This window comes from Frigidibacter sp., from assembly GCF_030695035.1.
GTDB lineage: Bacteria > Pseudomonadota > Alphaproteobacteria > Rhodobacterales > Rhodobacteraceae > Frigidibacter.
In genome coordinates this window covers 211,413-236,297 of sequence record NZ_JAUYTT010000010.1, presented here as the reverse complement: position 1 = coordinate 236,297, position 24,885 = coordinate 211,413, and the positions used below count along the sequence as shown (strand labels likewise).

The following is a 24,885-nucleotide window of genomic DNA, read 5'->3' as shown; positions in this document are numbered from 1 at the left end:
CCTCAGGGCCGCCGCTCCAGCCCGCCGACAAGGATACGGACATCGGCCCGGGTCATTCCGGGCGCGGCGAGTTGGCCGGTCAGAAGCCGATACCACAGGTAGGCCACGATCCACCGGGCGGCCTCGGCGGGGCGGATGTCGTCGCGGACCTCGCGGCGTTCAAGGCCCCGCCAGATCAGGAAGCCGGTATCGGCCTCCCGCTCTGTCGCAAAATCGCTCAGGGCGGCGCCCGCCGTCTCATCCGATTGCGCCTCGGCGACGACCGAGCGGAAGATCGTGCCGGCGGGTGTCTCGCGCCAATGCGTCAGAATAGCGTCGATGAACTGGATGATGTCGTCTTCCAGCCGTCCGGTATCGGGCATCTCGATGGACTTTTGCCGCTGGTAGACGTCGAGAAGCAGGGCGGCCTTGCTGGGCCACCACTTGTAGATGGTGGGCTTTCCGGCCCGTGCCCGGCGGGCCACCTTCTCGATGGAAAAGCCGCCGTAGCCTTCTTCGGACAGCAGCGCCTCGGCGGCGGACAGGATCGCCTCAGCGCTGGCGGGGTTGCGCTGCGCCCCGATGGAGCGGCGGGCGTTGGGAGGGGGCGGTTCGGGCATCATGGGGGCAGCCTAGCATCCTTGTTGACAAAACGGAACGGGGCGTTCCATAACATCAATATGAACGATACGTTTCGTATACGCTTCCAGAAAGGATGCCAGCCATGGCAGATGCCCCCTTTTCCCGCCCGCGCTTTGCCCTGCTCGTGCTGATCGGGGTCTATCCGCTGATCACTGCCATCACCTATCTCACCGTCCCGCTGACTACGGGCTGGCCGATCTGGCAACGCAATCTTGTGGTCGCGCCCATCATGGTCGCCGTCATCATCTACGGCCTGATCCCGACAATCCACGCCCGTTGCGGCCGCTTCGTGCGTCCGTCCCGGCCCCTCCGAATGGACATCGCTTGAAACTTCTGCATATCAACGCCTCGCCGCGCGGCGAGGACAGCCAGTCGCTGGCATTGGCCGGACATTTCATTTCCGAACTGGCCAGGGGGCGCAGTGTCGAGGTTGACCGGCTGGACCTGTTCCAGGACGACCTGCCAGCCTTCGGCCCCCTTGCGACCGGGGCGAAAATGGCGCTGTTTTCCGGCCGGGCGCAGACCGAGGCCGAAACTGCGGCCTGGGCCGCGATCCGGACAGTGTTCGACCGTTTCGCCGCAGCCGACATCCATGTGTTCAACGTGCCGGTCTGGAACAATGGCATCCCCTATGTTCTCAAGCAGTTCATAGATCTGGTCACGCAACCCGGCTGGAGCTTTGGTTTCGATCCCGGGACCGGCTATACCGGCCTGATGACGGGCCGGAAGGCGGTTGTCATCCATGCCAGCGGCGTCTGGCATGAGGGGATCGGGGCGAATTTCGGGTCTGATTTCTCGACGCCCTATCTGCAGGACTGGCTGACCTTCATCGGCATCACGGATGTCGAGCATCTGCGCATTCAGCCGACCGTGCTGAATGCCGACTTCGCTGCGACGCGGGCCGAGGCCTGGCAAACGGCAACCCGCCTTGCCGAGGCTGCCTGAAGTCTGGTGGGGGCCCCGCGCTACCCCGCCGCAGGCCAGCGCCGCGCAAGATCGGCCGCGAGCGCGCAGTCGGTGGCGTCCAGCGGCCCCGTGGCCCAGGGGCGGAAGCGCAGGCGGAAGGCGTCCAGCAGCGCCTCCGGCGGCACCTCGGCCGGGTAGCCGAAGCGGGTGAGGCTCGCGTGGAAGGCGGCCTCGCCCGCCTCTGCCCCGCCAGCCTGCGGCCAGACCGACAGCCCCGCCAGAGCGAGGCGGCGCCAGTCGAAGCGGGGGCCGGGGTCGGACTTGCGGCCGGGGGCCATGTCGGAATGGGCGATGATGCCGGCGGGGGGAATCGTCCAGCGGGCCATCACCCCGGCCAGCAGCCGTTCCAGCGCCGCCATCTGCGGCTCGGGGAACGGCCGGTCGCCGGGGTTCGCCAGTTCGATGCCGATGGAGGCGGAGTTCACGTCGCCCCGCCCGCCCCAGCTGCCGGCCCCGGCGTGCCAGGCGCGGGCGGGTTCGGGGACCAGTGCCTCGGCGCTGCCATCCTCGGCAATCAGCCAATGGGCGGAGACTTCGGCGGAGGGGTCACACAGGCGCTCGCGGGCGGCGGCGCAGGTCGCCATCGCGGTGTAGTGGAGCACGATCAAGCTGGGCCGCAGCCCGCCGCGCCGGTCGCCGAAATTCGGCGAGGGGAATCCAAGCGCGCCAACCGTGGTCACAGGATCAGCCGCGCGCCTTCTGGAACGGGGTCGGGTCCCAGCGGCAGGCATAGCCGTCGCCATCGGGGTCGAGGTTGCCCGGGTCGCGCTGCGGGCCGCCGCGGCGCAGGAATTCCATCTGCGCCAGATCCTGCGAGGGGAACTGCGCGCAGTTCTTCTCATAGTTCGACAGGTGCAGGCCGAGGCGGGTATAGACCTTCTGCCCCGGCGGGTTGCTGGCATTCAGGGCATATTCGACGATATTGGGGCCGGTCTCGGTCCGGGTCGGCAGGGCGGTGGGCTGGACCTGCTGGTATTGCGCGGCATTCGCCTCGATCCGCGCGCGGTCGGATTCGATGGTCTCGCGTGAGGCGACGGCGGAGAAGTCGTTCTCATCCGAGATGCGCGGGGCGCCTCCGACGGGGGCGGCAGGAACCGGCACAGCAGTTGTGGGCACCGGCTGATAGGGTGTCGTCGGGACGGGCTGATAGGGCACAGGGGCGGTCGGCACCGGCTGGTAGGGCGTCACGGTCGTGCCGGTCGGCGAGGTCGCGTTCAGCGCGGCAATGGCGGCGGAGCCGATCGCGGCGTCGCCGGTCGGGGCCGTGGAGCCAAGCGGCGCGGAGCTGATCGCGCCGCCGGTGATCGCCGATGCGGGGGCAGTGGCGGCACCATAGCTGCCCTGCGGGGCCGCCTGGCCCGAGTTGTTGCGCATGTAGGTGCCGTAATCGTCAAACCCGACGCCGGCGCCGCTGTCGGGCATGGTCGGCGCGCAGGCGGCGAGGGCCAGCAGCAAGGCTGGTGACAAGATCCGCAGTGAACAGCCCTTGGTCATCGCTAATCCCCGTATTCTGGCAATCGCGCCGCTTACCACCATTTCGCCGGTTTGGAAACGAAGCCCGCCGCACGCTCCAGCACATAGGCGTGATTGAGAAGGTCGCCCTCCTCCCACGGCCGGCCGATCAGCTGCAGCCCCAGCGGCAACCCGCGCCCGTCAAGCCCGGTCGGCACCGCGATGCCCGGCAGGCCGGCGAGGTTGACGGTGACGGTGAACACGTCGAGCAGATACATCGCCACCGGATCGGCATCGGCCATCTCGCCAAGGCCAAAGGCGCTGGACGGCGTGGCGGGCGTCAGGATCGCGTCGATGCCACCCGCGAAGGCCAGCTCGAAGTCGCGCTTGATCAGGGTGCGGACCTTGCGGGCGCGGTTGAAATAGGCGTCGTAGAAGCCCGCCGACAGCACATAGGTGCCGATCATCACCCGGCGCTGCACCTCTTTGCCAAAGCCCTCGGCGCGGGTCTTTTCATACATCTCGGTGATGCCATCGCCCTGCCCCAGCCTGGCGCGGTGGCCATAGCGCACCCCGTCATAGCGGGCGAGGTTGCTGGAGGCTTCGGCAGGGGCGACGACGTAATAGGCGGGCAGCGCGTATTTGGTATGCGGCAGGGAGATATCCACGATCTCGGCGCCCGCATCCTTCAGCATCGCGGCGCCGTCGGACCAGAGCTTCTCGATCTCGGCGGGCATCCCGTCCATGCGGTATTCGCGCGGGATGCCGATCTTCTTGCCGCGGATGTCGCCGGTCAGCGCCGCCTCGAAGTCGGGCACCGGCAGGTCGGAGCAGGTGCTGTCCTTGGCATCGGGCCCAGCCATCGCGCCCAGCATGATCGCAGCATCGCGCACGGTCTTGGTCATCGGCCCGGCCTGATCGAGGCTGGAGGCAAAGGCGACGATGCCCCAGCGGCTGACGCGGCCATAGGTCGGCTTGATGCCGACGATGCCGGTGAAGGCGGCGGGCTGGCGGATCGATCCGCCGGTATCGGTGCCGGTGGCGGCAAGGCAGAGGTCAGCGGCGACGGCGGCGGCGGACCCGCCCGACGATCCGCCGGGGGTCAGCTCGGCCGTGTCATTGCCGCGGCGCCAGGGGTTCACGGCATTGCCGTAGCAGGAGGATTCGTTGGAGCTGCCCATGGCAAACTCGTCCATGTTCAGCTTGCCCAGCATCACCGCGCCCGCGCCGAACAGCTGGGACGTGACGGTGGATTCATACTCGGGACGGAAGCCCTTGAGGATGTTGGACGCGGCCTGCGAGGGCACGCCCTTCGTGCAGAACAGGTCCTTGATCCCCAGCGGGATGCCGCACATCGCGGGCGCCTCGCCTGCAGCCAGCCGCGCATCGGCGGCCTTCGCCTGCTCGCGGGCAATCTCGGGCGTGTGGTGGACAAAGGCGTTCAGCGCGCCGGCGCCCTCGATGGCGGCAAGGCAGGCCTCGGTGAGGGCGAGCGAGGTCGTCTCACCCTTGCGCAGCGCGTCGCGGGCCTCTGCGATGGTCAACTGGTTCAGCGCGGTCATTCCATCACCTTCGGCACGGCAAAGAAGCCCTCGCGGGCATCGGGGGCGTTGGAGAGCACGGCTCCGGGCTGGCCACCATCGGTCACCACATCGGCGCGGCGCTTGAGCCGCATCGGGGTGACAGAGGTCATCGGTTCGATCCCGGTCACATCGACCTCGTTCAGCTGTTCCATGAAGGTGAGGATGCCCGAAAGCTCGCCCGCAAGCGCGGGCAGGTCCTGTTCCTTCACGGCGATGCGCGCCAGATGCGCCACCCGCCTTGCGGTGTCGATGTCGATGGACATGGGGGTGTCTCCCTTGCGCCGGATGCTGTGCCGTGCCGGGTTTACGCGGGCACGGCCCCCGCTGCAAGCATCCGCCGCGCACGGTGACGGCGCCAGACCTCGATCATCCAGCCCAGCATGAGACCGTTGAGGATGTGCCACATGAAATGCGTGCCAAGCGGGATCGCGGCGCAGAGGGGCTCGTCGATGGTGCGGAAGGTGAGCGAGACGATGAGGATGCCCGCGCCAAGCGCGAGGCCGCGGGCTGTGGCGGGATCGCGGTGGCGCATGAGGAGGGCGAAGAGCAGGATCAGCACCGGGACGGGCGCATAGCCGGAGGAGGAGCCGAGGCCGGGCACTTTTTGCCAGAGCGGGACGGTCAAGGCGGCGTAGGGAATGAAGGCGGCGGTTGCCAGCCCGGCCTGCCAGGGTTTGAACCCAAGGAAATCCCGGCTGGCGGCGAAGACATAGAGCAGGATGAAGCCAAGGATCGGCAGCACATCGGCGGTGCTGGCCCAGGCGGTGGCATGGGTGTGGAACAGCCACGAGCCGATGCCGATCACTGCCAGCACCGCGCACATCGCCCGGCCAATCGCCATGCCGGGGCCCTGACAGCGCCGCCACATGATCGCCGCCGCAAGGATGAAGGCGAGGTTGGTGAGCGCGTTCACCGGCTCGGACCAATATTCAGGCCCCGTGCGCTCGCAATAGGCGTCGATCGCCTCGGTCCAGTTCATGCCTGCCTCCGCCTTGCCTATTCCAATCCGCCGCCTGGCGCCTACCTTGGCAAAGGTAGACGCAACACGGAGCAGTGCAAATGCAGATCACCTGGCTTGGCCATTCGGGCTTTCGCATCCAGATCGAGGGGGCGGTGCTGCTGCTGGACCCCTGGCTGACCGGCAACCCGATGTTCCCCGCGGATCGCCGCGCCGAAGCGCTGGCGGGCGCGACCCATGTGCTGCTGACCCACGGCCATGGCGATCATGCCGGCGACGCCGCCGCCATCGCGGCAGAGCTGGATATTCCGGTGGTGGGCATCCCCGAGCTGGTGGGCCTGCTAAAGGCGAAAAAGGGCATCGAGTTCAACAAGGGCGGCACCGTCGATCTGGCCGGGGCCAAGGTGACGATGGTCCATGCCACGCATTCCTCCTCGGTATCCTCGGACGCTGGCCCGGTCTATGCGGGCACCGAGTCGGGCTACATGATCGCCGGCGAGGGCCATGTGATCTATGTCTCGGGCGATACCGATGTGATGGCCGACATGGCCGTGTTCAACGACCTGCACGCGCCCGATATCGGCATCCTGTCCTGCGGCGGGCATTACACGATGGACATGCACCGCGCGGCCTATGCGGCGAAGAAGTTCTTCGACTTCAAGACCGTGATCCCCTGCCACTACCGCACCTTCCCGCTGCTGGCGCAGTCCGCCGCACCCCTGGCCGCGGCGCTGCCGGGGGTGGACGTGATCGAGCCGGAGGTGCTGGTGGCGATCACGCTGTAGGCGGTGCGCCAGCGGGGGCCAGCCCCCGCACAGATCAAGGCAGCGGGGGCCAGCCCCCGCACCCCCGGGATATTTGGGCCAAAACGAATATGGGAGAGTCTGCTATTCGTTCTGGTCCAAGTATCCCGGGGGTGAATTGAGCCGCAGGCTCAAGAGGGGGCAGCGCCCCCTCCCCTTCGCCCGGCGAAGAAGTCCTTCAGCAGCCGTTCCGCATCCTCGCCTCCGATGCCGTCATAGACCTCGGGCGCATGGTGGCATTGCGGGTGGGCGAAGACCCGGGCACCTTGGGCGACGCCGCCGGATTTGGGGTCTGCGGCACCGTAATAGAGCCGCGCGATGCGGGCGAAGCCGATGGCGGCGGCGCACATCGGGCAAGGCTCCAGCGTGACGTAGAGGTCATGGCCCGGGAGGCGTTCGGAGCCCAAAGCGGCGCAGGCGGCGCGGAGGGCGAGAATTTCGGCATGGGCGGTGGGGTCCGAGGTCTCACGGGTGCGGTTGCCGGCGGCGGCGACGATGCGGCCCTCGGGCGAGACCACCACCGCGCCCACGGGCACCTCGCCGCGCGCACCCGCGGCCCGGGCCTCGGCAAGGGCGGCGTCCATATGGCTGCGGAATGGGGTCATCCTTGCTTGATGCCCCGGCCCCGGCCCGCGTGCAAGCCTCCTGTGCAAGACGCTTTTCTTGGCGGCCGCTTTGCTGTAGAGGGGCCGCTTGCACTTTGCAGTCGCGACGAGATGTCGCCGCATTCTCAAGGAGAGACCCATGTCCGACACCGGAAAACCCGACGCCTCCAACGGCGAGCGCATTGCCAAGCTGATGGCGCGCGTCGGCATCGCCTCGCGCCGCGATGCGGAAAAGATGATCGTCGCCGGCCGCGTGGCCGTGAATGGCAAGGTCATCGACAGCCCGGCGCTGGATGTCGGCCCGAATGACCGGGTGACGCTGGACAACAAGCCCATCGACGAGAAGCAGCCGACGCGGCTCTGGCTCTATTACAAGCCGCTCGGCCTCGTCACCACCGAGAAGGACGAGAAGGGCCGCCAGACCGTGTTCGACACCATGCCCGAGGGGATGCCGCGGGTGATGAGTGTCGGGCGGCTCGACCTCAATTCCGAAGGGCTGCTGCTGCTGACCAATGATGGTGACCTCAAGCGGGCGCTGGAGCTGCCGGAGACCGGCTGGCTGCGCAAGTACCGCGTGCGGGTGAATGGCCAGCCGAACAATGCCACCTTCGATCCGCTGCGCCGTGGCCTGACCATCGAGGGCGACGAGTTCCTGCCGATGGAAGTGGAGCTGGACCGCCAGCAGGGCGCCAATGCCTGGCTGACCGTCGGCATCCGCGAGGGCAAGAACCGCGAGATCCGGCGGGCGATGACGGTGGTGGGGCTGACGGTGAACCGGCTGATCCGCGTCAGCTATGGCCCGTTCCGGCTGAACGACATGAACCCCGGCGACGTGACCGAGGTGAAGGCCAAGGTGATGCGCGACCAGCTCGGCCCGCTGCTGCCCGGCGCGGAAGAGCGCGAGGAGGCCAAGCAGGCCGCCCGCAACGAGGCCCGTGGGGGTGCGCGCACCGGCGGCGGCGCCCGCCCGGCCCGCGTCAGCCGCGAGGGTGGCGGCGAGCGCCGATATGGCGACAAGCCACGCTTTGCCGGATCGCGGGACGGGGCCGAGGGCGGTGAGCGGCGGAGCTTTGGGGACAAGCCGCGGAGCTTCGGTGACAAGCCTGCCTACGGGGACAAGCCCGCTTACGGCGCGAAGCCTCGGGCGGAAGGTGCGGGCGGGGAGCGTCGCAGTTTCGGCGACAAGCCGCGGAGCTTTGGTGACAAGCCGGCCTACGGTGCGAAGCCTCGCGCGGAGGGTGCTGGCGGGGAACGCCGGAGTTATGGTGACAAGCCGCGGAGCTTCGGGGACAAACCTGCCTATGGCGACAAGCCGGCTTACGCTGGCAAGCCTCGCGCGGATGGCGACAAGCCGCGCTCGTATGGGGACAAACCGGCTTATGGCGGGAAGCCCCGGGCCGAGGGCGCTGATGGCGAACGCCGGAGCTATGGCGACAAGCCGGCTTACGCTGGCAAGCCTCGTGCCGATGGCGACAAGCCGCGGACCTATGGCGACAAACCCGCTTACGGCGGGAAGCCGCGGGCCGAGGGTGCCGGTGGCGAGCGTCGCAGCTACGGGGACAAGCCGGCCTATGCGGGCAAGCCTCGCACGGATGGTGACAAGCCGCGGACCTATGGCGACAAACCCGCTTACGGCGGGAAGCCGCGCGCCGAGGGTGCCGGTGGCGAGCGTCGGAGCTATAGCGACAAGCCGGCTTACGCTGGCAAGCCGCGCGCTGATGGCGACAAACCCGCTTATGGCGGCAAGCCTCGCGCCGAGGGTGGCGGCGAGCGCCGGACCTACGGCGATAAGCCGGCCTATGCAGGCAAGCCGCGCGCGGACGGTGACAAGCCGCGGACCTATGGCGACAAGCCGGCCTACGCAGGCAAACCCCGGACCGACGGCGACAAGCCGCGGACCTATGGCGACAAACCGGCCTATGCCGGCAAGCCCCGCACGGACGGCGACAAGGCGCGCAGCTTTGCGGGCAAGCCGGGTGGCAAGCCCGGCGGGTTCGGGGGCAAGCCTCGGGCGGGTGGCGGCCAGGGCGGGGCGCCCAAAGGGCCGCGCGGGCCTCGGTGACGGACGCCTTATAAGCACTGCAGCAACGGCCGGGCGGGAACGCTCCGGCCGTTTGCCTTGGTGCTGGCCCCCGCGCCGGGCATCTCATATGATGCCTGCGGAGGCCTTCGCCGCGTGAGCGAAAGCGCCAAGAAATACTGGCCGGATCGGGGTGCCGATGCAGAGACTTGTCCTTGTCGTCGTGCTGGCTGCCGTGCTGGTGGCAGCCGTGCTGTGGGTCGGGCGGTTTGCCGCAGGGCTCGCGCGCAGCTCCGAGCCCGCCGCGCCCGGTCAGGTGCAGGGCACCGGCGCCGTGCCGAAGCTGGCCTATGCGGCGCTGTTCGTGCTGATCGCCGGCACTTCGGCGGGTTGGCTGGAGGGGCTCTGATGGCGCAGCGCTTTGGCGGACGCTACTCGCCGGGCGGCGAGGCAAGGCCGCGCCCCGAACCCGACACTCCCGAACTTCGCCGCGCGCGCGGGCCAGACCCGATGCGGGCGCGGCGCAACCTGCTGTTCCTGGCCCCCGTCCCCCTGCTGTTCACCGCATTCTCCGGCGGCGCGCTGGAGCTGGCGACGGACCTCACGGCGCTGGCGGTGCTGTGGGGCGGCGCCTGGCTGACCTCGGAAGGGGTGCGGGCGCAGGCGGCCTTCGATGCGCGCGCCACCGCAAGGCGCCCGGCGATCCCGCGCAAGCTGTTCGGCGCGGTGCTGAGCGGCACGGGCGTCGCGCTGGCCACAATCTCGCCCGGCGCGCCCGCCGATGCTGGCGCGGTGCTGGCCCCGGCGATCTTCGGCGTGGTTGCGGCGGTGCTGCATGTGCTGGCCTTCGGCGCCGATCCGCTGCGCGACAAGCTGGCGGCGGGCGTCGATGCCTTTCAGTCAGGCCGGGTGGCGCGGGTGCTGGATGAAGGCGAGCGGCATCTGACCGCGATGCGCGAGGCGATCCTTCGCACCGGCGACCGGGCGCTGATCGCCCGCGTCGCCCGTTTTGAAACCACCGTGCGCGAGATGTTCGCCCGGGTCGAGAACGATCCGCGCGACCTGACCGCGGCGCGGCGTTGGCTGGGCGTCTATCTGGAGGGTGCGCGCAATGCGACGGTGAAGTTCACCGATCTGTGGCTGCGCAGCCGTGATACTGACGCACGCGTGCAATATGAGGCGTTCCTGGATGAGCTGGAGGCGAATTTCGCCGCCCGCAGCCAGACGCTGCTGCTGGACGACCGCAGCGACCTGACGGTCGAGATCGACGTGCTGCGCGACAGGCTGGCCCGCGAGGGGCTTCTGCGCGACGACAAGTGACAGAGACAAGGGTGCCCTGACAGGCACCAGGGTAAAAGGGACGATCCGCATGACCGACACCACCCGCCAGCAAGCCGCCGCCGACCTTGCCGAGGTCGAGGCGCTGACCGCCACCATCCTGCCGCAGCCCGGCACCGCCATCGTGGCGCTGCAAGAGGCGCCGCCGCCGGTCGCCGACAATATCCGCAAGGCGATGGGCGAGATCAATCTGGCCGATAGCGGTTCGATCGTGAACTTCGGGTCTGCCGCGCAGGCGGAACTGCAGCAGATCAGCCAGGCGATGCTGGCCGATGTGAAGAACAAGGATGTCGGCCCGGCGGGCGATAGCCTGCGCGACATCGTCAGCACCATCCGCGGCTTCTCGGTGTCCGAGCTCGACGTGCGCCGCAAGGCCAGCTGGTGGGAAAAGCTGCTGGGTCGCGGCGCGCCCTTTGCCAATTTCGTGGCCCGGTTCGAGGATGTGCAGGGCCAGATCGACAAGATCACGGGCACCCTGCTGGGGCATGAGCACAAGCTGCTGAAGGACATCAAGTCGCTGGACATGCTCTATGAAAAGACCCTCGCCTTCTATGACCAGCTGGCGGTCTACATCGCTGCCGGGACCGAGAAGCTGCGCGAGATCGACGGCACCGTGATCCCGGCCAAGGAAGCCGAAGTCGCCGCCGCGCCCGAGGCTGAGCAGGTGATGGCCGCGCAAGAGCTGCGCGACATCCGCGCCGCCCGCGACGATCTGGAACGCCGGGTGCATGACCTGAAGCTGACGCGGCAGGTGACGATGCAATCCCTGCCCTCGATCCGGCTGGTGCAGGAGAATGACAAGAGCCTGGTGACCAAGATCAACTCCACCTTGGTCAACACCGTGCCGCTGTGGGAGACGCAGCTGGCGCAGGCGGTGACCATCCAGCGCTCCACCGAGGCCGCGGCTGCGGTGCGCGAGGCCAATGACCTGACCAACGAGCTGCTGACGGCCAATGCCAAGAACCTGCGCACCGCAAACGCCACCGTGCGCACCGAGATGGAGCGCGGCGTGTTCGACATCGAGGCGGTGAAGATCGCCAATGCCGAGCTGATCGCCACCATCGAGGACAGCCTGCGCATTGCCGATGAAGGCAAGGCCCGCCGCGCCAGCGCCGAGACCGAGCTGCAGAAGATGGAGGCGGAACTGCGCGACACCCTCGCCTCGGCCAGTGCCCGCAAGACCGGCACCGGCGCCAATATCGGCACTTCTGTCTGACCGATGGCGCGCCGCCTTCGCCAGCGCCCGAGGCTGCGTGCGGCAGCGGCCCTGCTGATGGCAGGGCTGCTGACGGCTTGCGAGACTGCGGCGCCGGTCTCGGCGCCGGTGCCGCCGACGCGGCCTGAACGCGCGGCCCCGGCGGTGGCGGCGCCCTCGCCCGCCAGTGCGGCGATGCGGGCGCGGCTGGCGCGGGTCGAGGCGACGCTGCTGTCGCGCGGGTTGATGCGCAGCGATGGCGGCGGACCCGACACGCCGTTCAACGACCGGCAGCTGGCCGAGAACTTCATCCGTATCGCGCTTTACGACGAATATGTCATGCGCAATGGCACCTTCGTGGCGCAGAATACCGCCAGCCGGCTGCGCCGCTGGGAGCAGCCGGTGCGGATTGCGGTAGAGTTCGGGGTGGCCGTGCCCGAGGCGCAGCGCGCCGCCGACCGCGCGTCGCTGCAGGCCTATGCCGCGCAGCTGTCGCGCGCCAGCGACCACCCGATCAGCATGGCAAGTGGCGCCAGCGCCAATTACCATGTGCTGATCCTGAACGAGGATGAGCGGCGCGGCTATGGCAGCCGGCTGGCGCAGCTGGTCCCGGGGATCGACCCGGTGTCCATCGCGACGATCCTCGACCTGCCTGCCTCGACCTTCTGCGTGGTCTTCGCCTTCTCGCAAGGCCAGAGCAGCACCTATACCCGCGCCGTGGCGGTGATCCGGGCCGAACATCCGGACCGCATGCGCCTGTCCTGCATTCACGAGGAAGTGGCGCAGGGGCTGGGTCTGGCGAATGACAGCCCCTCGGCGCGGCCCTCGATCTTCAACGATGACGAGGAATTCGCGCTGCTGACCCGGCATGACGAATTGCTTCTGAAGATGCTCTACGACAAGCGCCTGCGCCCGGGGATGACCCCGCAAGAGGCGCGGCCGATCGTGGAGACAATGGCCTATGAACTGATCGGCGGCGAAAGCTGAGCCGACCCTTGTGGAGGAACAGGTATGAGCATTTTCGATTTTCTGCGGGGCGAGTTCATCGACGTCATCCACTGGACGGATGACACCCGCGACACGATGGTCTGGCGCTTTGAACGCGAGGGCCATGCGATCAAGTATGGCGCCAAGCTGACGGTGCGCGAGGGGCAGGCAGCGGTGTTCGTGCATGAAGGCCAGCTGGCCGATGTGTTCGGGCCGGGCCTCTACCAGCTTGAAACCAACAACATGCCGGTGATGACAACCCTTCAGCACTGGGACCATGCCTTCCAGTCGCCGTTCAAATCCGAGATCTATTTCGTCTCGACCGTGCGCTTCAACGGGCTGAAATGGGGCACCAAGAACCCGGTGATGGCGCGGGACCCCGAGTTCGGGCCGCTGCGGCTGCGGGCCTTTGGCAGCTATTCGATGCGCGTCACCGATCCAGGGCTGTTCCTGAAGGAAATCGTCGGCACCGATGGCGAGTTCACCGCCGACGAGGTCTCCGAGCATATCCGCAACGTGATCGTGCAGGAATTCTCGCGCGTGGTGACGACCAGCGGCATCCCGGTGCTGGACATGGCCGGGAACACCGCCGACTTCTCGCGTATCGTCACTACCGCGATCTCGCCGACCATCGCGGGCTATGGCCTGTCGATCCCCGAGCTTTATGTCGAGAATATCTCGCTGCCCGAGGCGGTGGAGCAGGCGCTGGACAAGCGCACTTCGATGGGGATCGTCGGGGACCTCAGCCGCTACGCGCAATTCTCGGCGGCGGAAGCCATGGGCGTGGCGGCGGGTACGCCGGACTCCGGCATGGGCGCGGGGATCGGCGCCGGGCTTGGCATGGCGATGGGCAGCCAGATGGCGGCGGCCGCGGGGCCGTGGGGCGCGCCGAAGGGTGCGGTCGCGCAGGCCGGGCAAGGGGCGGTGCCGCCCCCGGTGCCGGGCGGCGCGCAGTTCCATCTGGTGGAGGACGGGGCCAGCAAGGGCCCGTTCGGGATGGACGCGCTGCGCGGCATGGCCGCCTCGGGCGCGCTGACCCGCGCGACGCTGGTCTGGTCGGCGGGCATGGCCGGATGGGAGCCTGCGGGCGAGGTCGCCGCGCTGGCGCCGGTCTTCGCCGAGGTGCCGCCGCCCCTGCCGCTGCCGGGAGCCTGACATCTTGCCAGCCCGCGAACACCACTACCCCTGCGAGCAATGCGGCGCCGACCTGCGCTATGCCCCCGGGCAGACCCGCATGGTCTGCGCCCATTGCGGCCATGCGCAGGAGGTGCCCGAGGCCGAGGACAAGCTGTCCCGCACCGGCCTTGTGGAGCTGGACCTGCAGGACGGGCTGTCGGCCGACCTGCCGCGCGAGGCGGTGGCCGAGCATCGCACCACCCATTGCCCCAATTGCGGCGCGGTGGTGGAGTTCACGGGCGAACGCCACGCCGCCGAATGCCCGTTCTGCGCGACGCCGGTGGTGGTGGATACCGGCACCAGCCGCAGCATCAAGCCCCAGGGCTTGATCCCCTTCGCGGTGACCGAGGAAGCCGCGCGCGAGGCGCTTGGCCGCTGGCTCAAGGCGCGCTGGTTCGCGCCCTCTGGCCTTGGCGACTATGCGCGCAAGGGGCGGCGCATTCAGGGCATTTACACCCCGTTCTGGACCTTCGACGCCGATACCCGCAGCCGCTATACCGGCCAGCGCGGCGACTACTACTACGAGACGCGCACCCGCACAGTCACCGTCAACGGCAAGTCGCAGCAGCGGACCGAGCAGGTGCGCCACACCCGCTGGCGCGCCGCCTCTGGCGCCGTCGCGCGGAAGTTCGATGATCTTCTGGTGCTGGCCGCGAAAAGCCTGCCGCGCAGCCATACCGATGCGCTGCAACCCTGGGACCTCGGCGCGCTGGTGCCCTACCGCGAGGACTACCTGTCGGGCTTTCTGGCCGAGGGCTATACGGTCACGCTGCCCGAGGGTCACGGGGTCGCGCGCGAGATCATGGCGGGGGTGATCCACGGCGATGTGCGGGCCGATATCGGCGGAGATGAGCAGCGGGTTTCCGCAATCAACACAACGCATTACAATGAGACGTTCAAGCATGTCCTGCTGCCGGTCTGGACCGCCGCCTATAAGTATCGCGGCCGCAGCTTCCGCTTCGTCGTCAATGGCCAGACCGGCAAGGTGCAGGGCGAGCGGCCCTACTCGCCCTGGAAGATCGCCTTCGCGGTGCTGCTGGCGCTGCTGGTGGCGGGGGCGATTGCGCTGCTGTCGCAAAACTGAGCCGGGCTTGTCGCAGCCCCGGCAAAGGCGCTATGACACGGCGGCGTTACCGCTATCACACCCACGGAGGCGACCATGATCCTGAGCTGCGGCGAGGCGCTGATCGACATGCTGCCGCGGACAAGCGCCGCGGGCGAGCCGGCCTTCGCGCCCTATCCCGGCGGCGCGGTGTTCAACACCGCCATCGCCCTTGGCCGCCTTGGCGCGCCGGCGGGGTTCCTGTCGGGCCTGTCGACCGACCTCTTCGGGCAGATGCTGGAGGCCTCCTTGGCTGCCTCGGGCGTGGACACCTCGCTGGCCATCCGCAGCGACCTGCCGACGACGCTGGCCTTCGTGCGGCTGGTGAACGGTCAGGCGAGCTATGCCTTCTATGACGAGAACACCGCCGGGCGGATGCTGACAGCGGAGGAGATGCCCGCGCTGCCGGATGCGGTGACAGCCATCTTCTGCGGCGGGATCAGCCTGATGGTAGAGCCGGGCGGCGCCGCCTATGAGGCGCTGTTCCTGCGCGAGGCGCCTGCCCGCGTGGCGATGATCGACCCCAATATCCGCCCCTCGTTCATCAGCGATGAGCCCGCCTACCGCGCCCGCATCGCCCGGATGATCGCCGCCGCCGATATCGTGAAACTGTCGGATGAGGATCTGCGCTGGCTGGCCGGGCCGGGCGAGATCCCGGCGCTGGCGGCTTGGCTGCTGGAGGCGGGGCCCAAGGCGGTGTTCGTGACCGAGGGTGCCGCGGGGGCGCATGCCTTCACCGCGGATCAGGCCATCTTCGCGCCGGGCCTCAAGGTGACGGTGGCCGATACCGTGGGCGCGGGCGACACGTTCAACGCAGGCATCCTTGCCGCGCTGCACCAGGCCGGGGCGCTGACCAAGGCTGGCGTCGCCGCGCTTGGTGCGGACACGCTGCGCGCCGCGCTGGACCTTGGCAACCGCGCCGCCGCCGTCACCGTCTCGCGCGCCGGGGCCAACCCGCCCTTCGCGGATGAGCTGCCGCGGGCCGCTGGCTGATGCGCGCCCTGATCCAGCGGGTCAGCGAGGCTCGGGTGAGCGTGGGCGGCCGTGTGACCGGCGAGATCGGGCCGGGCCTGCTGATCCTCGTCTGCGCCATGCAGGGCGATGGCGAGGCCGAGGCCGCCGCGCTGGCCGCCCGCATCGCCAAGCTGCGGATCTTCAAGGACGAGTCCGGCAAGATGAACCTCGCGCTGGCCGAGGCCGGGGGCGCCGCGCTGGTCGTCAGCCAGTTCACCCTGGCCGCCGACACCTCGCGCGGCAACCGCCCCGGCTTTTCCACTGCCGCCCCGCCCGAGGAGGGCCGCAGGCTCTACGAGCAATTCTCCAGCGACCTGCGCGCGCTTGGCTTCACCGTCGCCAATGGCGAGTTCGGCGCCGACATGCAGGTGGCGTTGGTCAATGACGGGCCGGTGACGATCTGGATGGATACGGCGGACAGGGCGCGGGGCGCCTGACCCCTACCCCTGCGGCGTCATCGACCGGCGTTGCCGCGCCCGCTCCAGCCCCAGTTGCCGTTCGCGCCAGATGATGATGATGCCGGCGGAGACGACCAGCGCGGCCCCGAACAGCACCACCAGCGTCGGCGTCTCGCCAAAGGCGAAATAGCCGACCAGCAGCGCCAGGATCATCGAGAAATACTCGAAGGGCGCGATCACCGAGGCATCGGCATAGCGGTAGGAGGAGGTGAGCAGCACCTGCCCCACCCCGCCCAGAAGCCCCGTCAGGATCAGCAGCACCAGTGTGCCGGGCGCGGGGATGACCCAGCCCCAGGGCAGCGAGATCAGCGACAGCAGGGCAGAGTTGACCGAGAACCAGAAGACGATGGCGGTCGTGCGCTCCTCGGCCACCAGCTTGCGTACGAAGACCTGCGCCAGCGCGGTGAAGACGGCGCCGATCAACACCACCATCGCGCCGAACGCCTCTGTCGCCACCACATCGCCGCTGCGCAGGGCGGTCAGACGCGGCGAGAGCACGATCATCACGCCGACCAGCCCCAAACCGACCGCGATGATGCGGAAGGCGCGGATCTGCTCGCCCAGGAACATCGCGGCGAAGATCACCGTCAGCAGCGGCGCGGCGTAGCCGATGGCCGTGACCTCGGGCAGCGGCAGCAGGCCGAGCCCGGCAAAGCCGCAGGCCATGGCGCCGGTGCCCATCAGCCCGCGCCAGAAATGCCCGAGCGGATTGGAGGTGGCGACGCCGGCGCGCAGATCGCCGGTGACGGCCAGCCAGACCAGGATCACCGGCAGCGCGAAGGCAGAGCGGAAGAACACCGTCTCGCCCGGCGGGATCTCTACCGAGACCAGCTTGACCAGCGAGGCCATCGCCATGAACACGATGACGGCACAGATCTTGAGGGCGATGCCCCGAAGCGGCTGCATGATGGGTCTCCTGATGCGCGGGTTGCGGGCATAAAGCCTTCAGCGGCGGGGGGTTGCAAGGGCCGGCGGGGCGCTTGCGGCTGTATGCAGGGTGACGAACATGAGATCGATGCATAATCAACATGACCAACATGAATTTCACTAATGCTGCCCATTGGTCTAGAAGGCGGGATTGGCCGCGCCGGGTTTCGGCGGGGCCGCAGGAGACGTGCCCAGATGACCGAGACCCAGATCCCCACCCGTTCCGACGTGTTCCGCCGGCTGGAGGCTGCCGCGCGGGAACGGATCCTGATCCTCGACGGGGCGATGGGCACGCAGATCCAGAACCTGGGGCTCGATGAGGCGGCGTTTACCGGGCACGGGTCGGGTTGCGCCTGCCATCACCATAGCGACCATCCTCAGCAGGGCAACAATGACCTGCTGATCCTGACCCAGCCCGAGGCGATCGAGGAGATCCACTATCGCTATGCGATGGCGGGGGCGGATATCGTCGAGACCAACACCTTTTCGTCCACCAGCATCGCGCAGGCCGATTACGGCATGGAACATGCGGTGCATGACCTGAACGTGCAGGGCGCGCGGCTGGTGCGGCAGGCGCTGGACCGGGCCACGGCGGTTGACGGGCGCGAGCGGTTTGTGGCCGGCGCCTTGGGGCCGACGAACCGGACCGCGTCGATCTCGCCCGACGTGAACAACCCCGGCTACCGCGCTGTTTCGTTTGACGATTTGCGCATTGCCTATGGCGAGCAGATCCGCGGCCTGATGAAGGGCGGCGCCGACCTGCTGCTGATCGAGACGATCTTCGACACGCTGAACGCCAAGGCGGCGATCTTTGCCTGCGAGGAGGTGTTCGTCGAAACGGGTGTGCGGCTGCCGGTGATGATTTCCGGCACGATCACCGACCTTTCGGGCCGCACCCTTTCCGGGCAGACGCCGACCGCCTTCTGGCACTCCGTCCGCCATGCCGCGCCCTTCACCATCGGCCTCAACTGCGCGCTTGGGGCGGCGGCGATGCGCGGGCATCTGGCCGAAATCTCGGGCGTGGCCGATACCTTCACCTGCGCCTATCCCAATGCCGGGCTGCCCAACGAGTTCGGCCAGTATGACGAAAGCCCCGAGGCGATGGCGGCGCAGATCGAGGAATTTGCCCGCGATGGCCTGCTGAACGTGGTGGGCGGCTGCTGCGGCTCTACCCCGGACCATATCCGCGCCATTGCGGCGGCGGTGGCGAAATACCCGCCGCGCGCCATTCCCGAGCAGGCGCCGATGATGCGGCTGTCGGGGCTGGAGCCCTTCGTGCTGACGCCCGACATCCCCTTTGTGAACGTGGGCGAGCGCACGAACGTCACTGGTTCGGCCAAGTTCCGCAAGCTGATTACGGCAGGCGATTATGCCGCCGCGCTGGATGTGGCGCGCGACCAGGTCGAAAACGGCGCGCAGATCATCGACGTGAACATGGACGAGGGGCTGATCGACTCCAAACAGGCGATGGTCGATTACCTGAACCTGATTGCCGCAGAGCCGGATATCGCCCGGGTGCCGGTGATGATCGACAGCTCCAAATGGGAGGTGATCGAGGCGGGGCTGAAATGCGTGCAGGGCAAGCCCATCGTCAACTCGATCAGCATGAAGGAGGGCGAGGAAGCCTTCCTGCATCACGCGCGCCTCTGCCGGGCCTACGGCGCCGCCGTGGTGGTGATGGCCTTCGACGAGCAGGGCCAGGCCGATACCGAGGTACGGAAGGTGGAAATCTGCACCCGCGCCTACAAGCTGCTGACCGAAGCGGTAGGCTTCCCGCCCGAGGATATCATCTTCGACCCCAACGTCTTTGCCGTGGCGACGGGGATCGAGGAGCATGACAATTACGGCGTCGATTTCATCGAGGCCACGCGGCGGATCACGGGCACCCTGCCCCATGTCCATATCTCGGGCGGCGTGTCGAACCTTTCCTTCAGCTTCCGCGGCAATGAACCCGTGCGCGAGGCGATGCATGCGGTGTTCCTCTACCACGCCATCCAGGTCGGGATGGACATGGGCATCGTCAATGCCGGTCAGCTGGCGGTGCTGGACAGCATCGATGCCGAGCTGCGCGAGGCCTGCGAGGATGTAGTGCTGAACCGCCAGCCCAAGGCGGGCGGGTCCGCGACCGAACGGCTGCTGGAGATCGCCGAGCGCTTCAAGGGCACCGGCGCGCGCGAGGCGAAGGAGCGCGATCTGCTCTGGCGGGAATGGCCGGTGGAAAAGCGGCTGGAACATGCGCTGGTCAACGGCATCACCGAATTCATCGAGGCCGATACCGAAGAGGCGCGGCTTGTGGCCGCGCGCCCGCTGCATGTGATCGAGGGCCCGCTGATGGCGGGGATGAACGTGGTGGGCGACCTCTTCGGCGCGGGCAAGATGTTCCTGCCGCAGGTGGTGAAATCGGCGCGGGTGATGAAGCAGGCGGTGGCGGTGCTGCTGCCCTACATGGACGAGGAAAAGCGCCTGTCGGGGGGCGAGGGGCGCGAGAGCGCCGGCAAGGTGCTGATGGCGACGGTGAAGGGCGATGTGCATGACATCGGCAAGAACATCGTCGGCGTCGTGCTGGCCTGCAACAATTACGAGATCATCGATCTGGGCGTGATGGTGTCCGCGGCGAAGATCCTTGAGACGGCCCGGGCCGAGAAGGTGGATATCATCGGGCTTTCCGGCCTCATCACCCCCTCGCTTGACGAGATGGCGCATGTGGCGGCCGAGATGGAGCGCGAGGGCTTCGACATTCCGCTGCTGATCGGCGGGGCGACGACCAGCCGGGTGCATACCGCGGTGAAGATCCACCCGCGCTATGGCAAGGGTCAGGCGGTCTATGTGACCGATGCCAGCCGGGCGGTGGGTGTCGTCTCGGCGCTGCTGTCGCCGCAGCAGAAGGACGGCTATGTGGCCGATGTGCGCGCCGAATACCGGCAGGTCGCGGACCGCCATGCCCGCAATGAAGCCGACAAGAAGCGACTGCCGTTGGCGGCCGCGCGGGCCAATGCGCTGAAGCTGGACTGGAGCGGCTACAAGGTGCCCGCGCCGTCCTTCCTGGGCACCCGAAGCTTTGACGACTGGGATCTGGCAGAGCTGGCGCGCTATATCGACTGGACGCCGTTCTTCCAGACATGGGAGCTGAAGGGCGTCTATCCGCGGATCCTGGAGGATGAGGCGCAGGGCGCCGCCGCCCGCCAGCTGTTCGAGGATGCGCAGGGAATGCTGCGACGCATCATCGCGGAACGCTGGTTCCAGCCCCGCGCCGTGGTGGGCTTCTGGCCGGCGAATGCGGTGGGCGATGACATCCGCCTGTTCACCGGCGAGGACCGGCAGGTGGAGCGTGCCACCCTGCACACCCTGCGCCAGCAGGTTGCCAAACGCGACGGGCGGCCCAATGTGGCGCTGTCGGACTTCGTAGCGCCGGTTGGCTCGGTGCCCGACTACGTCGGGGCCTTCGTGGTGACGTCAGGGATCGAGGAGGTCGCCATCGCGCAGCGCTTCGAGCGGGCGAATGACGATTACTCAGCCATTCTCGTGAAGGCGCTGGCCGACCGCTTTGCCGAGGCTTTTGCCGAGCGGATGCACGAAAAGGTGCGGCGAGAGTTCTGGGGCTATGCGCCCGAGGAGGAGTTTGCGCCCGACGCGCTGATCGGCGAGCCTTACCGCGGCATCCGCCCTGCCCCGGGCTACCCGGCGCAGCCCGACCATACCGAGAAGACCACCGTCTTCGATCTGCTGGATGCCGAGGCGGCGACAGGCGTGCGGCTGACGGAAAGCTTTGCGATGTGGCCGGGATCGTCAGTGTCCGGCCTCTATCTGGGGCATCCGGAGAGCTATTACTTCGGGGTGGCGAAGGTCGAGCACGATCAGGTGGTGGATTATGCGCTGCGCAAGGGCATGGACGTGGCCGAGGCGGAGCGCTGGCTGGCGCCGGTGCTGAACTACATTCCGCAGCCGGCGATGGCGGCGGAATAGGGCGCAGGCGTTAAGGCCGGCTTAAGCACGGGGGGCGAGAGCGGCGGAATGATGACATGCCCCGCCCCCCGCCCCGCCCTTCGCGCCCTTCTGCCGATCCTTGCCGCGCTGGCCGTGATGCTGGCGCTGGCCTCCGGCCTGCGCCCGGCCCTCGCGCAAGAGAGCCTTGGCCCGCTCACCAGCTTTTCCAGCGCGGGCCAGCCGATGGGTGCCGATGAGGCGTTTTTGCTAACGGTGGCGTCGGAAGGCGATGCGGTGCGGCTGACTTGGCAGGTGATGCCGGGGCATTACCTGTACCGCGAGTTCTTCCGAGCCACGGCGGCGGATGGCACCGGGCTGCCCTTGGACCTGCCGCCCGGCACGGCGAAGGACGATCCGGGCTTCGGCGCGATGGAGGTCTATTACGATGCCGTCTCTGCCGCGCTGCCCGCCGCGGCCTTTCCGGTGACGCTGACCTGGCAGGGCTGCCAGGATGGCGGCATCTGCTATGCGCCGATCACCCGGACGATTGCCGCGGATGGCGCCGCGGCCGAGCCTGCGCAGGGGATGCAGATGGCGGAATCGCCGGGGCTGGTGGACGGCATCGCGGCAAGGGGCGGCGCGGCGCTGGTCATCGCCAGCTTCTTCGGCTTTGGCCTGCTGCTGGCCTTCACGCCCTGCGTGCTGCCGATGGCGCCGATCCTGCTGGGCCTGCTGTCGCGGCAGGGCGAGCGGCTGACGCCGCTGCGGGGCGCGGTGCTGTCGGGCGTCTATGTGCTGGCGATGGCGCTGGCCTTTGGTGCGCTTGGCGTGGCGGCGGCGCTGTCGGGGCAGAACCTGCAGATGGTGCTGCAATCGCCCGCGGCGCTGATCGCGGTGGCGGCGCTGTTCGGGGTGCTGGCGCTGTCGAGCTTTGGCCTGTTCGAACTGTCGATGCCTGCCCGGCTGACCGCGGCGCTGACGCGGCCCGGCACCGGGCGCCGCGGGTCGCTGGCGGGGGCGGCGGGGCTTGGCTTCACCTCGGCGCTGATCGTCGGGCCCTGCGTGACCGCGCCGCTGGCGGGGGCGCTGCTGTACATCGCGCAGACCGGCGATGCAGCCCTGGGTGCGGCGGCGCTGTTCGCGCTGGGGCTTGGGCAGGGCGCGCCCTTGCTGGTGGCGGGGACGCTTGGCGCCCGCGCCCTGCCCCGCGCCGGGGCGTGGATGGAGGCGGTTCGGCGGGCCTTCGGGTTCGTCTTCCTGGGCATGGCGGTGTGGTTGCTGGGGCGGATCCTGCCGGGGCCAGTGGTTCTGGCGCTCTGGGCGCTGCTGGCGCTGGGGCTTGGGGTGGCGCTTGGCGGTGTGGATGCTGCCGGGCCACGGCTGCGGCAGCGGCTGGCGAAGGTTGCGGGCCTCACCGCCATCGTTGCCGGCGCGGCGCTTGGCTTTGGCGCGGCGGCGGGCGGCAGCGATCCGCTGCGCCCCTTGGCGCCGCTGGTGGGGGGCGCGCCAACAGCCGAGGCGCTGACCTTCACCACCGCGACCGGCAGCGCCGGAATTGACCGGGCGCTTGCACAGGCAAACGCGCCCGCGCTGGTCTATGTCACCGCCGACTGGTGCGTGACCTGCCGGGTGATCGAGCGCGATGTGCTGGCCGATCCGGCGGTGCAGGCGGCGCTGGAGGGGCGCGCCCTGATCAAGGCCGACGTCAGTGACTTCGGCCCCGAGGCGCAGGCGATGCTGGACCGCCTGCAGTCGGTCGGCCCGCCGACGATGGTGTTTCTGGACAGGGGCGGGGCCGAGGCGCCGGGCACAAGGCTGATCGGCGACATCAAGGCCGCCGACATGCTGCGCAGCGCCGGGGCGGCGCCATGATCGCGCTTGGCCCCTTCGTGCTGTCAGCCGAGCGGTTCTCGGCCGGAATCGGCATCTTCGTGTTCCTGCTGGCGGCGGCCTTGCTGACCCGCCGCCACGGGCCGCTGGCCGACCGCCGCGCCACGCGGGCGGTTGTGCTGGGGGTGATCGCGGCGCGGCTGGCCTTCGTGCTTGCCAACCTGCCGGTGTTCCTGAGCGACCCTGTCAGCGTGCTTTATGTCTGGCAGGGCGGCTATCTGTCCCTTGCCGGGGTGGCGGTGGCGGCGCTGCTGCTGGCGCTCGACCTGCGCCGCCTGCCCGGTCAGGCGGCGCCGCTGCTGGTGGCCGCGCTGCTGGCTGGGGCCGCGTGGAACACCGCCCGGCTGCTGTCGCCGGACCCTGCCGCCAGCCAGCTGCCCGAGGCCACCTTCGCCGCGCTGGACGGCGCCCCTGCGGGCTTCGTGCCGGGGCAGCCGGTGGTCGTGAACCTCTGGGCCAGCTGGTGCCCGCCTTGCCGGCGCGAGATGCCGATGATGACCGAGGTTGCCGCCAATGAGACCGGCGTGCAGATGGTGTTCCTGAACCAAGGCGAGGGCGAGGCGGTGATCCGCCGCTTCCTGACCCGCGACGGCCTGCCAGAGGGCGGCATGTGGCTCGACCCCGGGCAGGCGATGCAGGCAGGGTTCGGCATCCCCGGCCTGCCCGCGACGCTGTTCTTCGATGTCGCGGGCCAGTTGCATCACCTGCATGTCGGCGAGATTTCCCGCGCGGGGCTGCTGTCGCGGATGGACCAGATCCGGGCGGGCGCGCCATAGGCGGCCCGGGGGGCCTTGTCATCCGGGGGGCAAACGCGCTAGCTGCCGGGGATTGCCGCGTACCGACGGAGGACCCGATGGGGATCGACAAACAAAGCGAAGTTGCCGCAAACCTGCAGATCGGGCCGACCACGCTTGGCATGGTGCGGATCTATGTCGAGGGGGAGGGCGTCGATCTGCCGCTGGATTTCGACCCGGATGAGGCCGACGAAATTGCCGAAGAGCTGCGCGCCGCGGCCGAGGCGGCCCGGCAGATGGGCGGCAGCAGCGCGCCCAAGGGCAAGGGCCGGCGCTGAGCCCTAAATAGGCAGCCGCCCGCCAAGCCGCAGCCCGGGATCGCGCAGCGCCTGCAGCCGCGCGGCCGCGTGGCGGGCGAAGGTCTGCAGCACCGCCTTGCGCCGCGCCCCTGCCAGCCTTGTTCCGGGGGCCATGCGCAGGATTTCCGCGTCATAGCCGTCGGCGAGGATAAGTCCCGTGCCCTCTGGCAACAGGTCGGTCGGGAAATCGGCATCCACCGCCCAGAAGAAGCGGTCGGCCCAATCGAGATAGCCCTGCCATTTCCGATCCGTCATGTAATCGGCGCGACCGGATTTGCATTCGACGATCCAGACCTCACCCCTCGGCCCAAGCGCCATCACATCGACGCGCAGGCCGGGGGCCGGCACCAGTTCCTCCACCGTCACGAAGCCATGCGACAGCAGATGCCGGCAGACCCCACGGGCGAGGGTCTGGCCGGGCATCAGGGGGAACGGAAGGTCGGTCATTTACCAACCATGAACCAAAGGGGAACACCGCGCAAGCCTTGCATCCCCGCTGATTTGCGCAAAGCCTTGCGCGGGCGCCATCGCGCGCCTATGTCAAGGATGTGGCGGGTTCTGCCCCTCTCGTGCGAGGCACTTTTCCAGTGGCCGATAAGCATCTCCGAGGGAGCTGGCTCTGCCGGGATCCTGGTCTCGGTATCTGGCGCCCACCTGGTAAAACCAGGCTCTCGGGAAATTAAGCCTTCACGGCTGCCGCGGATCCCGCCACACCTTTCCTCAAAGGCCAACGCCCCCCGCACGTGAAAAAGGGGCAGGTTTCCCCGCCCCCC

Annotated in this window: 25 protein-coding genes and 1 other RNA gene; 17 read left to right on the top strand and 9 right to left on the bottom strand. The window is 68.6% G+C overall.

Translation table 11 applies throughout. The annotated features are described in order from the left end of the window. Positions 1-2 precede the first annotated feature (2 nt). Positions 3-599, bottom strand: a complete 597-nt coding sequence (locus Q8S30_RS10250; protein WP_305665927.1) for a TetR/AcrR family transcriptional regulator — start codon at positions 597-599, stop codon at positions 3-5. Positions 600-703: 104 nt separating this feature from the next. On the opposite strand from Q8S30_RS10250, the gene Q8S30_RS10245 reads away from it, so the two are divergent. Further along, positions 704-949, top strand: coding sequence for a hypothetical protein (locus Q8S30_RS10245; protein ID WP_305665926.1), 246 nt, complete (start codon positions 704-706; stop codon positions 947-949). Further along, entirely contained in the window at positions 946-1,566 is a 621-nt protein-coding gene (locus tag Q8S30_RS10240) for an FMN-dependent NADH-azoreductase (protein ID WP_305665925.1), read from the top strand. Before Q8S30_RS10245 ends, Q8S30_RS10240 begins: the two co-directional genes overlap by 4 nt. A 20-nt stretch (positions 1,567-1,586) precedes the next feature. On the opposite strand, the gene Q8S30_RS10235 is transcribed toward Q8S30_RS10240, so the two are convergent. The 5 genes from Q8S30_RS10235 to Q8S30_RS10215 are packed head-to-tail and all read right to left on the bottom strand — an operon-like array spanning position 1,587 to position 5,601. Then, on the bottom strand, positions 1,587-2,267 hold the full coding sequence (locus Q8S30_RS10235; protein ID WP_305665924.1) for an N-acetylmuramoyl-L-alanine amidase: 681 nt from the start codon (positions 2,265-2,267) through the stop codon (positions 1,587-1,589). Positions 2,268-2,271: 4 nt separating this feature from the next. Further along, positions 2,272-3,081: a hypothetical protein gene (locus Q8S30_RS10230; protein ID WP_305665923.1), complete on the bottom strand. Its 810-nt coding sequence runs from the start codon at positions 3,079-3,081 to the stop codon at positions 2,272-2,274. Between the two features lie 32 nt (positions 3,082-3,113). Next, positions 3,114-4,601 (bottom strand): Asp-tRNA(Asn)/Glu-tRNA(Gln) amidotransferase subunit GatA, encoded by a 1,488-nt coding sequence (gatA, locus tag Q8S30_RS10225; RefSeq protein ID WP_305665922.1) that lies wholly within the window; start codon positions 4,599-4,601, stop codon positions 3,114-3,116. Next, positions 4,598-4,885: an Asp-tRNA(Asn)/Glu-tRNA(Gln) amidotransferase subunit GatC gene (gene gatC, locus Q8S30_RS10220; protein WP_305665921.1), complete on the bottom strand. Its 288-nt coding sequence runs from the start codon at positions 4,883-4,885 to the stop codon at positions 4,598-4,600. Before gatC ends, gatA begins: the two co-directional genes overlap by 4 nt. A gap of 41 nt (positions 4,886-4,926) precedes the next feature. Next, positions 4,927-5,601 (bottom strand): ceramidase domain-containing protein, encoded by a 675-nt coding sequence (locus tag Q8S30_RS10215; protein ID WP_305665920.1) that lies wholly within the window; start codon positions 5,599-5,601, stop codon positions 4,927-4,929. A gap of 80 nt (positions 5,602-5,681) precedes the next feature. Here Q8S30_RS10215 and Q8S30_RS10210 point away from each other — a divergent pair, with 80 nt between their 5' ends. Next, positions 5,682-6,365 (top strand): metal-dependent hydrolase, encoded by a 684-nt coding sequence (locus tag Q8S30_RS10210; protein ID WP_305665919.1) that lies wholly within the window; start codon positions 5,682-5,684, stop codon positions 6,363-6,365. A 149-nt stretch (positions 6,366-6,514) separates the two neighbouring features. Here Q8S30_RS10210 and Q8S30_RS10205 read toward each other — a convergent pair whose 3' ends face one another. After that, positions 6,515-6,988, bottom strand: a complete 474-nt coding sequence (locus tag Q8S30_RS10205; protein WP_305665918.1) for a nucleoside deaminase — start codon at positions 6,986-6,988, stop codon at positions 6,515-6,517. 139 nt (positions 6,989-7,127) lie between these two features. Here Q8S30_RS10205 and Q8S30_RS10200 point away from each other — a divergent pair, with 139 nt between their 5' ends. From Q8S30_RS10200 to dtd, 9 genes are all read left to right on the top strand, one after another. Next, complete coding sequence (locus Q8S30_RS10200; RefSeq protein WP_305665917.1) at positions 7,128-9,050, top strand: pseudouridine synthase; 1,923 nt, start codon at positions 7,128-7,130, stop codon at positions 9,048-9,050. A gap of 157 nt (positions 9,051-9,207) precedes the next feature. Continuing rightward, positions 9,208-9,417, top strand: coding sequence for a hypothetical protein (locus tag Q8S30_RS10195; RefSeq protein WP_305665916.1), 210 nt, complete (start codon positions 9,208-9,210; stop codon positions 9,415-9,417). Then, entirely contained in the window at positions 9,417-10,328 is a 912-nt protein-coding gene (locus tag Q8S30_RS10190; RefSeq protein WP_305665915.1) for a 5-bromo-4-chloroindolyl phosphate hydrolysis family protein, read from the top strand. Before Q8S30_RS10195 ends, Q8S30_RS10190 begins: the two co-directional genes overlap by 1 nt. Positions 10,329-10,377: 49 nt before the next feature. Beyond that, on the top strand, positions 10,378-11,562 hold the full coding sequence (locus tag Q8S30_RS10185) for a toxic anion resistance protein (RefSeq protein ID WP_305665914.1): 1,185 nt from the start codon (positions 10,378-10,380) through the stop codon (positions 11,560-11,562). A gap of 3 nt (positions 11,563-11,565) precedes the next feature. Next, positions 11,566-12,528 carry a DUF2927 domain-containing protein gene (locus tag Q8S30_RS10180; protein WP_305665913.1) on the top strand — a complete coding sequence of 321 codons (963 nt, stop codon included), beginning with the start codon at positions 11,566-11,568 and terminating at the stop codon, positions 12,526-12,528. A gap of 24 nt (positions 12,529-12,552) precedes the next feature. Beyond that, a complete protein-coding gene (locus tag Q8S30_RS10175; protein ID WP_305665912.1) occupies positions 12,553-13,683 on the top strand; it encodes an SPFH domain-containing protein in 1,131 nt (376 codons plus the stop codon). 4 nt (positions 13,684-13,687) lie between these two features. Beyond that, the gene (locus Q8S30_RS10170; RefSeq protein WP_305665911.1) at positions 13,688-14,788 is read left to right on the top strand and encodes a primosomal protein N' (replication factor Y) - superfamily II helicase; all 1,101 of its coding nucleotides are present in this window, start codon (positions 13,688-13,690) and stop codon (positions 14,786-14,788) included. 75 nt (positions 14,789-14,863) lie between these two features. Next, positions 14,864-15,799, top strand: coding sequence for a carbohydrate kinase (locus tag Q8S30_RS10165; protein WP_305665910.1), 936 nt, complete (start codon positions 14,864-14,866; stop codon positions 15,797-15,799). After that, a complete protein-coding gene (gene dtd, locus Q8S30_RS10160; protein ID WP_305665909.1) occupies positions 15,799-16,257 on the top strand; it encodes a D-aminoacyl-tRNA deacylase in 459 nt (152 codons plus the stop codon). The genes Q8S30_RS10165 and dtd overlap by 1 nt, the downstream gene beginning before the upstream one ends. 3 nt (positions 16,258-16,260) lie before the next feature. Here the strand turns inward: dtd and Q8S30_RS10155 are convergent, their stop codons facing one another. Continuing rightward, a complete protein-coding gene (locus tag Q8S30_RS10155; protein WP_305665908.1) occupies positions 16,261-17,184 on the bottom strand; it encodes a DMT family transporter in 924 nt (307 codons plus the stop codon). A 216-nt stretch (positions 17,185-17,400) separates the two neighbouring features. Between Q8S30_RS10155 and metH the strand changes: the two genes are divergently transcribed. The 4 genes from metH (at position 17,401) to Q8S30_RS10135 (ending at position 24,091) form a co-directional block, all read left to right on the top strand. Continuing rightward, complete coding sequence (metH, locus tag Q8S30_RS10150; protein ID WP_305665907.1) at positions 17,401-21,168, top strand: methionine synthase; 3,768 nt, start codon at positions 17,401-17,403, stop codon at positions 21,166-21,168. A 48-nt stretch (positions 21,169-21,216) separates the two neighbouring features. Next, positions 21,217-23,001, top strand: a complete 1,785-nt coding sequence (gene dsbD, locus Q8S30_RS10145) for a protein-disulfide reductase DsbD (RefSeq protein ID WP_305665906.1) — start codon at positions 21,217-21,219, stop codon at positions 22,999-23,001. After that, positions 22,998-23,795 (top strand): TlpA disulfide reductase family protein, encoded by a 798-nt coding sequence (locus Q8S30_RS10140; protein ID WP_305665905.1) that lies wholly within the window; start codon positions 22,998-23,000, stop codon positions 23,793-23,795. The genes dsbD and Q8S30_RS10140 overlap by 4 nt, the downstream gene beginning before the upstream one ends. 77 nt (positions 23,796-23,872) lie before the next feature. Beyond that, a complete protein-coding gene (locus Q8S30_RS10135) occupies positions 23,873-24,091 on the top strand; it encodes a DUF6324 family protein (protein ID WP_305665904.1) in 219 nt (72 codons plus the stop codon). A gap of 3 nt (positions 24,092-24,094) precedes the next feature. On the opposite strand, the gene Q8S30_RS10130 is transcribed toward Q8S30_RS10135, so the two are convergent. Next, positions 24,095-24,559: an MmcB family DNA repair protein gene (locus Q8S30_RS10130; protein ID WP_305665903.1), complete on the bottom strand. Its 465-nt coding sequence runs from the start codon at positions 24,557-24,559 to the stop codon at positions 24,095-24,097. A gap of 105 nt (positions 24,560-24,664) precedes the next feature. Between Q8S30_RS10130 and ssrS the strand changes: the two genes are divergently transcribed. Next, a non-coding RNA gene (gene ssrS, locus Q8S30_RS10125) (6S RNA) lies at positions 24,665-24,821 on the top strand. Positions 24,822-24,885: the final 64 nt, after the last annotated feature.

Coding starts and splice junctions, on each gene's coding strand:
- Q8S30_RS10250 (WP_305665927.1), bottom strand. CDS start 599: ATGCCCGAACCGCCCCCTCCCAACGCCCGCCGCTCCATCGGGGCGCAG.
- Q8S30_RS10245 (WP_305665926.1), top strand. CDS start 704: ATGGCAGATGCCCCCTTTTCCCGCCCGCGCTTTGCCCTGCTCGTGCTG.
- Q8S30_RS10230 (WP_305665923.1), bottom strand. CDS start 3,081: ATGACCAAGGGCTGTTCACTGCGGATCTTGTCACCAGCCTTGCTGCTG.
- gatA (WP_305665922.1), bottom strand. CDS start 4,601: ATGACCGCGCTGAACCAGTTGACCATCGCAGAGGCCCGCGACGCGCTG.
- gatC (WP_305665921.1), bottom strand. CDS start 4,885: ATGTCCATCGACATCGACACCGCAAGGCGGGTGGCGCATCTGGCGCGC.
- Q8S30_RS10215 (WP_305665920.1), bottom strand. CDS start 5,601: ATGAACTGGACCGAGGCGATCGACGCCTATTGCGAGCGCACGGGGCCT.
- Q8S30_RS10210 (WP_305665919.1), top strand. CDS start 5,682: ATGCAGATCACCTGGCTTGGCCATTCGGGCTTTCGCATCCAGATCGAG.
- Q8S30_RS10205 (WP_305665918.1), bottom strand. CDS start 6,988: ATGACCCCATTCCGCAGCCATATGGACGCCGCCCTTGCCGAGGCCCGG.
- Q8S30_RS10200 (WP_305665917.1), top strand. CDS start 7,128: ATGTCCGACACCGGAAAACCCGACGCCTCCAACGGCGAGCGCATTGCC.
- Q8S30_RS10195 (WP_305665916.1), top strand. CDS start 9,208: ATGCAGAGACTTGTCCTTGTCGTCGTGCTGGCTGCCGTGCTGGTGGCA.
- Q8S30_RS10190 (WP_305665915.1), top strand. CDS start 9,417: ATGGCGCAGCGCTTTGGCGGACGCTACTCGCCGGGCGGCGAGGCAAGG.
- Q8S30_RS10185 (WP_305665914.1), top strand. CDS start 10,378: ATGACCGACACCACCCGCCAGCAAGCCGCCGCCGACCTTGCCGAGGTC.
- Q8S30_RS10180 (WP_305665913.1), top strand. CDS start 11,566: ATGGCGCGCCGCCTTCGCCAGCGCCCGAGGCTGCGTGCGGCAGCGGCC.
- Q8S30_RS10175 (WP_305665912.1), top strand. CDS start 12,553: ATGAGCATTTTCGATTTTCTGCGGGGCGAGTTCATCGACGTCATCCAC.
- Q8S30_RS10165 (WP_305665910.1), top strand. CDS start 14,864: ATGATCCTGAGCTGCGGCGAGGCGCTGATCGACATGCTGCCGCGGACA.
- dtd (WP_305665909.1), top strand. CDS start 15,799: ATGCGCGCCCTGATCCAGCGGGTCAGCGAGGCTCGGGTGAGCGTGGGC.
- Q8S30_RS10155 (WP_305665908.1), bottom strand. CDS start 17,184: ATGCAGCCGCTTCGGGGCATCGCCCTCAAGATCTGTGCCGTCATCGTG.
- metH (WP_305665907.1), top strand. CDS start 17,401: ATGACCGAGACCCAGATCCCCACCCGTTCCGACGTGTTCCGCCGGCTG.
- dsbD (WP_305665906.1), top strand. CDS start 21,217: ATGATGACATGCCCCGCCCCCCGCCCCGCCCTTCGCGCCCTTCTGCCG.
- Q8S30_RS10140 (WP_305665905.1), top strand. CDS start 22,998: ATGATCGCGCTTGGCCCCTTCGTGCTGTCAGCCGAGCGGTTCTCGGCC.
- Q8S30_RS10135 (WP_305665904.1), top strand. CDS start 23,873: ATGGGGATCGACAAACAAAGCGAAGTTGCCGCAAACCTGCAGATCGGG.
- Q8S30_RS10130 (WP_305665903.1), bottom strand. CDS start 24,559: ATGACCGACCTTCCGTTCCCCCTGATGCCCGGCCAGACCCTCGCCCGT.